This is a genomic window from Cellulosimicrobium cellulans, assembly GCF_001722485.1.
Taxonomy (GTDB): domain Bacteria; phylum Actinomycetota; class Actinomycetes; order Actinomycetales; family Cellulomonadaceae; genus Cellulosimicrobium; species Cellulosimicrobium cellulans_A.
Genome location: NZ_LWGL01000115.1, coordinates 1 through 10,648, shown reverse-complemented (window position 1 = coordinate 10,648; position 10,648 = coordinate 1). Strand labels below are relative to the sequence as shown.

The window sequence follows — 10,648 nt, the reverse complement described above, 5'->3', positions numbered from 1 at the left end:
AGCTCGAGGACGCGCTCGCGCGTGCGGCGGTCGGCGTCGGCGGAGGGGCGCGCGGGCGCGTGGGGCTGCGGCGCGTGCGGCTGGGCGGTCCCTGCGGCCATGCTCACCTCCTGGCGCTCCCCTCGGGTCGGACGGTGCGGGGCCGCGGCGCGCGACGCGAGGCGTCCGCGGGCACCACGCGGCCCGATATAGACAACATCGTTGTTGCCTAATTGTTCCCGCGCAAGCAAGGACCACCTCACACCCGGCGCGTGTGACGCGTGCGACAGCGCCCGGCGAGCCGGTGGGACGCGGGCGCCCGCGCACTAGGATCGGCCGGGTGCCCGCCGAACCCGCCGTGACCGTGCGCGACCTCGTCAAGCGCTACGACGGTCGTGCCGTCGTGGACGGCGTGGACCTCGTCGCGGAGCGCGGGGCCGTCACGGCCGTCCTCGGGCCCAACGGCGCGGGCAAGACGACCACGGTCGAGTGCTGCGAGGGCCTGCGGTCCCCCGACGCCGGCGAGGTGCGCGTCCTCGGCCTCGACCCGGTGGCCGAGGCACGTGACCTGCGCCCCCGCGTCGGGGTGATGCTGCAGGACGGCGGTCTCCCCACGGGCGTGCGGGCGCTCGAGATGCTGCGCCACGTCGCCTCGATGTACGCGCGCCCGCGCGACGTCGGCGAGCTCTCCGAGCGTCTCGGCCTCGGCAGCTTCGCGCGCACGACCGTCCGGCGGCTGTCGGGCGGCCAGCGCCAGCGCCTCGCCCTCGCCGCAGCGGTGGTCGGGCGACCGGAGGTGCTGTTCCTCGACGAGCCCAGCGCCGGGATGGACCCGCAGAGCCGGCACGCCGTGTGGGAGCTCGTGCGCGAGCTGCGCGCCGAGGGCGTGGGCATCGTGCTGACGACCCACCTCATGGACGAGGCGGAGGACCTGGCCGACCAGGTGTACGTCGTCGACCACGGCCGGGTGATCGCCGCCGGGACCACGCGTGCGCTGCTCGAGGCGGAGCACGGCACGGCGGGGACCGACGGCGGGCCGGACCGCACCGTCCGGTTCGAGGCGGCGGCGGGGCTCGACCTCGGAGGCCTGCGCGCGTCGCTGCCCGGGGCGTGGACCCTCGCCGAGTCCGCTCCCGGGTCGTACTCGCTCACCGGTCCCGCCGACCCCGGCACGCTCGTCGCGCTCACGACCTGGCTCGCCGGGCACGACGTCCTCGCCTCGCGCGTGACGGTCGGCCGGCGCACGCTCGAGGACGTCTTCCTCGACCTCACGGGACGGCACCTGCGATGACCCACGACGACACCCGCGCGGCCGGGACGGACCCGGCGACCACGGCCGCCGCTCCCCCGGCCCCGGCGCCCGCGTGGCGCCGCGTGGCCGCGCAGACGGCGTTCGAGACCCGCATGATCCTGCGCAACGGCGAGCAGCTGCTCGTCACGCTCGTGCTGCCGGTCCTGCTGCTGCTGGGCCTCGTGCTCACCTCGTTCGTCGAGCTCGACACGGGCGGCGCGTCGCGGGTCGACTTCGTCACGCCCGGCGTGCTCGCGCTCGCCGTGATGTCGACGGCGTTCACGTCCCAGGCCATCGCGACCGCGTTCGACCGGCGCAACGGCGTGCTGCGGCTCATGTCGACGACGCCGCTGGGCCGCGGCGGCCTCCTCGCGGGCAAGGTGCTCGGCGTGCTCGCGGTCGAGGCCGTGCAGGTGGTCGTCATCTCCGCCGTCGCGCTCGGGCTGGGGTGGGAGCCGGACCTCTCCGGCGTGCCCGCCGCGCTGCTGGCCGTGCTCCTCGGCACGGCGGCGTTCACGTCGCTCGCGATGCTCCTCGCGGGCACGCTGCGCGCCGAGGGCGTGCTGGCCGTCGCCAACCTCGTGCTCGTGCTGCTCGCCGTGGGCGGCGGGGTGCTCGTCCCGGCCGAGCAGCTGCCCGGGCCGCTCCGGCACGTCGCCCTGCTGCTGCCCTCCGGGGCCCTCGGCGAGGCGATGCGCGGCGCCCTGCTCGACGGCGCGCTACCCGCGTTCTCGGTCGTCGTCCTCCTGGGCTGGACGGCGGCCCTCGGCTGGGGCGCGAGCCGGCTCTTCCGCTGGCACTAGCCGTGCGCCGTCGTGCGGCCCCGCGTCCTGCTCGTCACCGGAGGACGCCGGGAGGTCGAGGTCGTGCTCCGCGTACCACCGCGTGAGGGCGGGGTCGTCGGTGTCGAGCCAGTCGCCGGCCGAGGGCTGGTGGGGCTCGGTCGGTCCTGCCGCGAAGACGAAGTCGTCGCCGTGGTCCTCGATGGCCTGCGCGACGCCGAGCCGGATCGCCTCGCGCGCGTACCGCCGTCGCAGGACCAGCGGGTCGCGCGCGAGGTCCCGCGCCCACGCGACCATGACGAGCACGAGCACGAAGGCGAAGGGCAGCGCCGTGACGATCACGAGCGACTGGAGCCCGTCGAGCGCCCGCTGCCCGCCGACGAGCAGCATGACGATCGCGATGCCCGCGAGCGCCACGCCCCAGGTGATCGTCACCCAGCGTGACGGCTCCGGGCGTCCCCGCTGGCTCAGGCTGCCCATGACGAGGGCGGCGCTGTCGGCGCTCGTCACGAAGTACAGGACGATCGACACCATGGCGACCACGGCCGTGACGCCGCTCAGCGGGAGCGCGTCGAGGAGCCCGAACAGCATGTCTTGCGGGGAGTCGCGCTCGCTGATCGCGGCACCCTCCTGCTCGAACCGCATCGTCGTGCCGCCGACGACGCCGAACCACACCAGGGTGACGAGGCTCGGCGCGAGGATGACCGTCGTGACGAACTCGCGCAGCGTCCGGCCCCGGCTGATCTTCGCGACGAAGATGCCGACGAAGGGCGACCACGCGACCCACCACGCCCAGTAGTACGTCGTCCACACGTCCATGAACGCGGACGCGTCGTCGCTCGTCGCCGCGCTCTGCGCCGCGAGCGTGAAGGTGTCGCCGACGAACGAGGCGAGCGCGCTCGGGACGAACGCGAGGAGGAACGCCGTCGGGCCGACGACGAGCACGAAGATCCCGAGCAGGCCGGTGAGGACCATGCTCGTGTTCGACAGGGCGCGGATCCCGCGCTTGATGCCGGACACGGCCGAGACGATGAACACCACGGTGAGCACGCAGATGATCGCGACGACGGCCCCGTTGCCGAGCGGCCCGATCCCGGCCACGAGCTCGAGGCCCCGCCCGATCTGCAGCGCGCCGATGCCGAGCGTGACCGCCGTGCCGAACAGCGTGACGATGATCGCCGCGACGTCGATGACCGCCCCGGCCCAGCCGTGGGTGCGGGCGCCGAAGATCGGCTCGAGCAGCGACGACATGAGCGGGCTGCGGCCCTTGCGGTATGCGGCGTAGGCGATCGCGCCGCCGACGAGGGCGTAGTACGACCACGCCATCGGGCCCCAGTGGAACATCGCCTGCGACGTCGCGGCGAACATCGCCGGGTTCGAGCCCGGGTCGAGGTCCTCGAACGCCGGGGGCAGGTCGAGGAAGTACGTCAGCGGCTCGTACGGGCCGAAGAACAGCAGGCCGACGCCCATCCCGGCCGCGAAGAGCATCGCGATCCAGGACGTGCGGGAGAACTCGGGCTCCTCGTCGTCCCGACCGAGCCGGATCGCGCCGTACGGACCGAACCCGAGCCACAGCATGAAGCCGAACACCGCGATGGTCAGCACCGAGAACATCCAGCCGAACGAGCCCGACACCCAGCCGAGCGCCGCGGCGGAGGCGACCGTGAGCGAGTCGGTGCCGAGCACGCCCCACGCGATGAAGGCGCCCGTGAGGACCGCCGCGACGACGAACACCGCACGGTGGGTCGTGAACTCCTTGCCGGTGCTCTCGACGCCGATGCCGGGCAGCAGCGCCGGGTGCGCGAGGGATGGGCGCGTCGTCTCGCGCATCACGCGCCGCGGGGGGTCGGTCACCCGGCGCACGAGCCGCCGGGCCGGGGACACGGTGCGCGAGTGGGCCCCGTGCAGCGGGCGGTCGTGCTCGTGCGGGGGGCCGGGAGCCGCCTCCGCGGGTCCCGTGAGGTGCTCGTCGTGCATCCTGCCCACGCTACCGGCGCCGCAGCCGCACGCTCGGCGTCGGGCGTCGGGCGTCGCGCACGTCACGTCGGTCGGCCGCCGGACCGGTCCGCCGCACCGGCACGTGCGGATACCGTAGAGGGGTGACCAGCCCGAGCCCGACGCTCCCGCCCGCCGACGCGCACCGGACCGGCGGGACGCCCACCGGCGCGCCGCCCGCACCGCGCGACCGCCTGGCGCCGTGGCGGCGCTGGACGCGTCCGGTGCTCGTCGCGAACCTCGTCGCCCAGATCGGCATCATCGTCACGGGCGGCGCCGTGCGCCTCACGGGCTCGGGTCTCGGGTGCTCGACCTGGCCCGAGTGCCACCCCGGCCAGTTCACGGCGCAGTTCCACCCGGCGACGACGTACCACGAGTTCGTCGAGTTCGGGAACCGCACCCTGACGGGCGTGCTCAGCGTCGTGGCGCTCCTCACGCTGGTGCTCGTGTGGACCGACCGGTCGCGCGTGCTGTCGTACCGCCTGCTGGGTGTCGTGCCGCTGCTCGGCGTGGCGGTGCAGGCGGTCATCGGCGGCGTCATCGTGCTGCTGCACCTGCACCCCGGCTGGGTCTCGCTGCACTTCCTGGTCTCCGCGGCGCTGGTCGCCGCCTCCCTCGCCCTGCTGCACCGCGCGGGTGAGGGCGACGGGCCGCCCGAGCCCACGGTCGACGGCCGCACGCGCGCCACGGCGTGGGCCCTCGCCACGCTGACGACGGTCGTCGTCGTGCTCGGCGTCGTCACCACCGGCGCCGGCCCGCACAGCGGCGACGAGGAGGTCGGTTACCGCCTCGCCGTCGACCCCGCGCTCATGAGCAAGGTTCACGCGTGGTCGGTGTGGGTCTTCGTCGCGGCGCTCGTCGTCTACCTCGTGCGGGTCCGCCGCGCGTCGCCCACCGTCCGCCGCGCGGGCTGGCTGCTCCTCGCGATCACGCTGGCGCAGGGGGCGATCGGCTACGTGCAGTACTTCACCGGCCTGCCCGCGCTCCTCGTCGGGCTGCACATGCTCGGCTCGGCCCTGCTCGTGGCCGGCACGGCGCGCGTCGTCCTCACGACGCGCACCCGCGCCTGAGCGTCACGACCCCTCACTCCTCGGGGAACGAGAGCGGCGTCCAGCCCAGCGGGACGAGACCCCGCAGGCGCGCTCTCGCACGGTCCGCAGCGTCCGACCAACCCTGGGCCGCGAGGGCGCCGGGCTCGCCGACCGCACCCTGAGCGGCTCTGAAACCCACGTCCTCGATGCGCGCGTCGGGCGCGCTCCCCCTCCGTACGCCCGCCCGGACGCTCCACGGCGGATCAGCCCAGCCGCCACCGCGCAGACTGCGGTACTCGCCGTACCTGGCGGTGTCCGCGTATTCCCAGCACCACTCCCAGACGTTGCCGAGCATGTCGTGCAGGCCGTAGGCGTTCGGCGAGCGGGTCGCGACGGGCTGCGGGGCGTCGACGGCGTCGTCCGCGGTCCAGGCGACCGTACCCAGCGGGCCGTGCGTCGGACCGGACGTCCCGGCTCGGCACGCGTACTCCCACTCGGCCTCGGTCGGCAGGCGGTACCCCTCGGACCCGACGTCCCAGCGCACGAACCTTCCCTCGACGTGGTAGGCGGGTCCCAACCCTGCGAGCCGCGATGCCGCGTTGCACCAACGCACCGCCTCGAACCACGTCACCGCGTGCACGGGGAGGCGGTCCCCGTCCGGTCCCGCGGAGCGGGTTGCAGCGGCGCCCGGCGTGGTCCGGGACGGGCTCGCCGCCCGACGGGACCCAGCCACGGCCGCGTCGAGGACACGGCGGTGCTCACCGACCGTCACCGCCGTCCGCCCGATGCGGAAGCTCTCCAGCTCGACGGAGCGGGTCCGCCCCGTCCTCGCGTCGGAGATCTCGAGCCCGCCCGCGGGCAGGGACAGGAGGTCGGGCAGCGGCGTGAGCACGTTCCGGACGCTACCCGAGCACGCGCACGCACCCGCAGGCGGACGGCACGAGACGTCCCGTCGGCCGGTGAGTCAGGCGCCGCGCCGCTCGGGCCAGGGCGCGTCCGCCGGCCGCAGGGACGCCCAGCCGCCCGCGCGCGACATCGCCGCGGCGAGGATCCCGACGACTGCCGACGGGTTGTGCACCCGTCCCGCGAGGACCGCGGTGACCGCGTCGTCGAGCGGGACCCAGCGCACCTCCATGTCGCGCTCCTCCGCCTCGCGCTCGTGGCGCTCGTCCTCCGCGACGGGCGACAGGTCGCGCGCGAGGAACACGCGCAGCGCCTCGTTCGAGCCGCCCGGCGTCGTGTAGTAGTCGACGAGCACGTCCCAGCGCGCAGCCCGCAGGTCGGCCTCCTCGGCGAGCTCGCGCGCCGCCGCGTCCCGCGCGTCCTCACCGTCGACGTCGAGCAGGCCCGCGGGCGGCTCCCACAGCTCGCTCCGCACCGGGTGGCGGTACTGGCGCAGCAGGAGCACGCGCTCGTCGTCGTCGAGCGCGACGACGGCGACCGCCCCCGGGTGGTCGAGGTACTCGCGCGTCACGCGCCCGCCCTCGCCGAGGTCGACGTCGTCGGCACGCAGGTCGAACACGCGCCCCTCGTGCACCAGCCCGGTGGACAGCACCGGCCGCGGGGCCGGTAGGTCCGCGACCTCGGTGCCCGCGGCGTCGCCGGACGCCGTCGCGGCGCCCACTCAGGCGGCCTGGATCTCGAGCGCGGCCGCGACGAGGCCCGAGAACAGCGGATGCGCCCGGGTCGGGCGCGACTTGAACTCCGGGTGGGCCTGCGTGCTGACGTAGTACGGGTGCACGTCCGCCGGCAGCTCGACGAACTCGACGAGCGCCGAGTCCGGGGAGGTGCCGGACACGACGAGGCCCGCCTCCTCGAGCTGCTCGCGGAAGAGGTTGTTCACCTCGTAGCGGTGACGGTGGCGCTCGGTGACGTGCTCCGACCCGTACGTCTTGGCGACGACCGACCCGGGGACCAGCGCGGCCGGGTAGGAGCCGAGGCGCATCGTGCCGCCCAGGTCGCCCTCCCCGCCGACGATCTCGAGCTGCTCCTCCATCGTGGCGATGACGGGGTTCTGCGTGTCCGGGTGGAACTCCGTGGACGACGCGTCCGCGATGCCGAGCACGTTGCGCGCGTACTCGATGACCATGGACTGCAGGCCGAGGCAGATGCCGAGGGTGGGGACGCGCTTCTCGCGGGCCCAGCGCAACGCGCCGAGCTTGCCCTCGATGCCGCGCACGCCGAAGCCGCCGGGGATGAGCACCGCGTCGACGCCGCCGAGCGCGTCCTCGGCGCCCTCGGGCGTCTGGCAGTCGTCGGACGTGACCCAGCGGATCGTCACCTTGGCGTCGTTCGCGAAGCCGCCGGCGCGCAGCGCCTCCGTGACGGACAGGTACGCGTCCGGGAGGTCGATGTACTTGCCGACGAGCGCGACCTCGACCTGGTGCGCGGGCGCGTGCACGCGCTCGAGGAGCTGGCTCCAGCCGTCCCAGTCGACGTCGTGGAACGGCAGCCCGAGGCGGCGCACGACATAGGCGTCGAGACCCTCGGAGTGCAGCACGCGCGGGATGTCGTAGATGCTCGGGGCGTCGACCGCGTTGACGACGGCCTCGTTGTCGACGTCGCACATGAGCGCGATCTTGCGCTTGACCGGCTCGGGGACGACGCGGTCCGCGCGGAGCACGATCGCGTCCGGCTGGATGCCGATGGAGCGCAGCGCGGCGACCGAGTGCTGCGTGGGCTTCGTCTTGAGCTCGCCCGACGGGCCGATGTACGGCACGAGCGAGACGTGGAGGAAGAACACGTCGTCGCGGCCCAGCTCGTGGCGCACCTGGCGCGCGGCCTCGAGGAACGGCTGCGACTCGATGTCGCCGACCGTGCCGCCGATCTCGGTGATGATGACGTCGACGTCCTCACCGGCCTGGGCGCGCATGCGCGTCTTGATCTCGTCGGTGATGTGCGGGATCACCTGGACCGTGTCGCCGAGGTACTCGCCGCGACGCTCGCGCGCGATGACCTGCGAGTACACCTGGCCGGTCGTGACGTTCGCGGACGCCTCGAGGTCGACGTCGAGGAAGCGCTCGTAGTGGCCGATGTCGAGGTCCGTCTCGGCCCCGTCCTCGGTGACGAACACCTCGCCGTGCTGGAACGGGTTCATCGTGCCCGGGTCGACGTTGAGGTACGGGTCGAGCTTCTGCATGGTGACGCGCAGGCCGCGCGAGCGGAGCAGACGACCGAGGCTCGAGGCGGTCAGGCCCTTGCCGAGCGAGGAGGCGACGCCGCCGGTGACGAAGACGTGCGCGGTGCGGTGCTCGGAGCGAGCGCCGGAGGCGTTGAGGCGGGAGGAGGGCCGGTTCAGGAGGTCTGCCACGGAACTCCATCCTAACAGCGGGCCGGGTGCCGGCACCCGGGCGCGCGGGTGGGTCGCCTCACTCCGGCACGTCGCTCGGCGTCGCCGTCAGGCGCGCGGCCGGTCCTCCGGCACGGCGGCGCCGTCCCCGTCCCGGCGGTCGGCGGCCGCGGGCGCCCGCCCGCGCCGGACGACACCCAGGAGCGCGGTGCGGTCCCCGAGGAGCGTCACGGCGACGAGGACCGCGCCCGCCACGGTGGCGGCGAGGAGGCCGACGCCGACGGCGACGAGCACGCCCGCGTCGTCGGGCAGGAGCACGCGCGTGAGCAGCGCGCCGAGCGCTGCCCCGGCCCCCGTGCCGAGGCCGACCACGAGGAGGGTCCGGGGCACCTCCCGCGTCGCGTCGGCCCCTGCGAGGCGGCGGACGCCGACGAGCAGGCCCGCGCCCGCGACCGTCATGCCGAGCGTGGTGGCGAGCCCGAGCATCGACAGCACGCCCTCCTGGTCGCGCACCCCGGTCGCGGCGGGGAGCGCGAAGACGGCCGCGGCGACCACGAGCCAGCCGGCCACGGTCGCGACGACCGCGGCGCGCTGGTGGTCGATCGTGTACAGCGCGCGGGACAGGTGGAGGATCAGCGCGAACCCGACGACGCCCGGGGCCATCCACGCGACCCCGGCACCGAGGCCCTCGACGGACGAGCGCGCGACGACGGCGAACACCGCCTCGACGGCGTCCGAGGCCGCGACGAGCGCGGCGACGCCGAGGCCGGCGACCACGAGCAGCGCGCGGGTCGTCGCGGCGAGCAGGCTGCGGAACGTGTCGAGGCGGGCGTGCGCGACGTGCTCGGCGAGGCGCGGGAAGGTGCTCGTGGCGAGCGGGAACGCGAGCACGGCGTACGGGAGCAGGTAGACCTGCTGGACGAACGTGTACGTCGGGAACGTCGCCTGCGGTCCGAACTGCAGCGCCGAACCCATGGCGGCGAGCACCGACACCTGCTGGGCGACGAGCGCACCCACGCCTGCGAGCGCGAGGTTCCGGGCGCGCACGCCCTCGCCGTGCGGGAAGCGCAGGCGCGGGCGCAGCCGGGTGCCGGTGCGCAGCACCGGGCCGACGAGCGGCAGCGCGAGGACCGCGACGCCTGCGGTGGTCCCCCACCCCAGCCAGGCGATCGCCCGGCCGGACAGCTCCGCGACGTCGGCCTGGTTCCCGTCGGCGAGGCCGACGAACACGAGGTAGACCGCGATGACCGCGAGGCTCGACAGGAGCGGCGACAGCGCCTGCCAGAAGAACCGCTTGTGCGCCTGCAGGATCCCGCCCAGCACCACGGCGACGCCGTAGAGCGGGACCTGCAGCGCGAAGACGCGGACGAACGTGGCCGTGACGTCGACGAGCTCGGGGTGCTTCGCCTCCATGAGCGCCGTCGCGATCGGACCCGCGAGGAGGGCGAGGAGCGCGCCGAGCGGGACGAGCACGAGCAGTGTCCAGCCGAGGATCGCCGAGGCGATGCGCGAGACGTCCTCGCGCGAGCGCCGTGCGATGGGTCCGGCCAGGAGCGGCACGACGGCGCCGGCGAGCGCCCCGCCGGCGGCGACCTCGAAAAGGACGTTCGGCAGGATGTTCGCCGAGGAGTACGCGGTGCCGACGCCCACGGTGCCGAGCGTCGAGGAGAGGACGAGCGACCGGGCGAAGCCGACGAGCCGGCTCGCGACGGTGACCACCGTGATCATCACGGCCGCGCCCGCGAGCGTCTGCGTCGCCGCGCGGAGGCGACCGGCGCGCCCGGTCACGCGGGGCGCCGCCCCCACGCGTCGACGCGCCGGAGCACGTCGTTGCCGTCGATGACGCGCGAGAAGCTCACCCTCTCGCTCGCGAGAGTGAGCCCGACGACGCCCGCGAGCGCGAGCCAGCGCACCGGCCGGGGCGCGGCGAGCGCGACCTGGGTGCCGAGCACGGCGCCGAGCGCGTTCGCCCCGCAGTCGCCGAGCATGTCGCGCTCGGCGAGGTCGCCGGGCGCCGCGGCCGCCGCCGCGCCGAGCACGACGCCGGTCGTGGACCGGGCCTGCGACGCGAGGGACAGCACGGACACGGCGACCGCGGCCTTGAGCGCCCGGCCCGGACGCAGGTCGAGGAGGTTGAGCAGGTTCGCCGCCCCCGCGATGACCTGGGTGGCGTCGACGGACGCGTCGAGGTCGATGGTGCCGACGACGGTCGAGCGCTCGGCCGGGTCGGCGACGAACGGCGTCGTCCACTCGCGCGACTCGGCCCAGCCGTAGAGGTGGG

At 74.8% G+C, this 10,648-nt stretch carries 8 protein-coding genes and 1 pseudogene; 3 read left to right on the top strand and 6 right to left on the bottom strand.

What is annotated here, in order from left to right:
* Positions 1–319: 319 nt before the first annotated feature.
* Both JZ5iCDA_RS12405 and JZ5iCDA_RS12400 read left to right on the top strand, forming a co-directional pair.
* The gene (locus tag JZ5iCDA_RS12405) at positions 320–1,270 is read left to right on the top strand and encodes an ABC transporter ATP-binding protein (protein WP_069387457.1); all 951 of its coding nucleotides are present in this window, start codon (positions 320–322) and stop codon (positions 1,268–1,270) included.
* Positions 1,267–2,073, top strand: a complete 807-nt coding sequence (locus JZ5iCDA_RS12400; protein ID WP_069387456.1) for an ABC transporter permease — start codon at positions 1,267–1,269, stop codon at positions 2,071–2,073. The genes JZ5iCDA_RS12405 and JZ5iCDA_RS12400 overlap by 4 nt, the downstream gene beginning before the upstream one ends.
* On the opposite strand, the gene JZ5iCDA_RS12395 is transcribed toward JZ5iCDA_RS12400, so the two are convergent.
* On the bottom strand, positions 1,990–4,029 hold the full coding sequence (locus tag JZ5iCDA_RS12395; protein WP_069387455.1) for a BCCT family transporter: 2,040 nt from the start codon (positions 4,027–4,029) through the stop codon (positions 1,990–1,992). The genes JZ5iCDA_RS12400 and JZ5iCDA_RS12395 overlap by 84 nt on opposite strands.
* 122 nt (positions 4,030–4,151) lie before the next feature.
* On the opposite strand from JZ5iCDA_RS12395, the gene JZ5iCDA_RS12390 reads away from it, so the two are divergent.
* Positions 4,152–5,117: a COX15/CtaA family protein gene (locus JZ5iCDA_RS12390; protein ID WP_083259974.1), complete on the top strand. Its 966-nt coding sequence runs from the start codon at positions 4,152–4,154 to the stop codon at positions 5,115–5,117.
* A gap of 13 nt (positions 5,118–5,130) precedes the next feature.
* On the opposite strand, the gene JZ5iCDA_RS12385 is transcribed toward JZ5iCDA_RS12390, so the two are convergent.
* From JZ5iCDA_RS12385 to JZ5iCDA_RS19740, 5 genes and pseudogenes are all read right to left on the bottom strand, one after another.
* Positions 5,131–5,970 carry a formylglycine-generating enzyme family protein gene (locus tag JZ5iCDA_RS12385; RefSeq protein ID WP_253182077.1) on the bottom strand — a complete coding sequence of 280 codons (840 nt, stop codon included), beginning with the start codon at positions 5,968–5,970 and terminating at the stop codon, positions 5,131–5,133.
* Between the two features lie 72 nt (positions 5,971–6,042).
* Positions 6,043–6,702, bottom strand: coding sequence for an NUDIX domain-containing protein (locus tag JZ5iCDA_RS12380; protein WP_069387454.1), 660 nt, complete (start codon positions 6,700–6,702; stop codon positions 6,043–6,045).
* Entirely contained in the window at positions 6,703–8,376 is a 1,674-nt protein-coding gene (locus JZ5iCDA_RS12375; protein ID WP_253182078.1) for a CTP synthase, read from the bottom strand.
* Positions 8,377–8,475: 99 nt separating this feature from the next.
* Positions 8,476–10,155, bottom strand: a complete 1,680-nt coding sequence (gene murJ, locus JZ5iCDA_RS12370) for a murein biosynthesis integral membrane protein MurJ (RefSeq protein ID WP_253182076.1) — start codon at positions 10,153–10,155, stop codon at positions 8,476–8,478.
* A pseudogene (locus JZ5iCDA_RS19740) lies at positions 10,152–10,648 on the bottom strand (hypothetical protein); the annotation flags it as partial. The pseudogene JZ5iCDA_RS19740 and the gene murJ, both read right to left, overlap by 4 nt.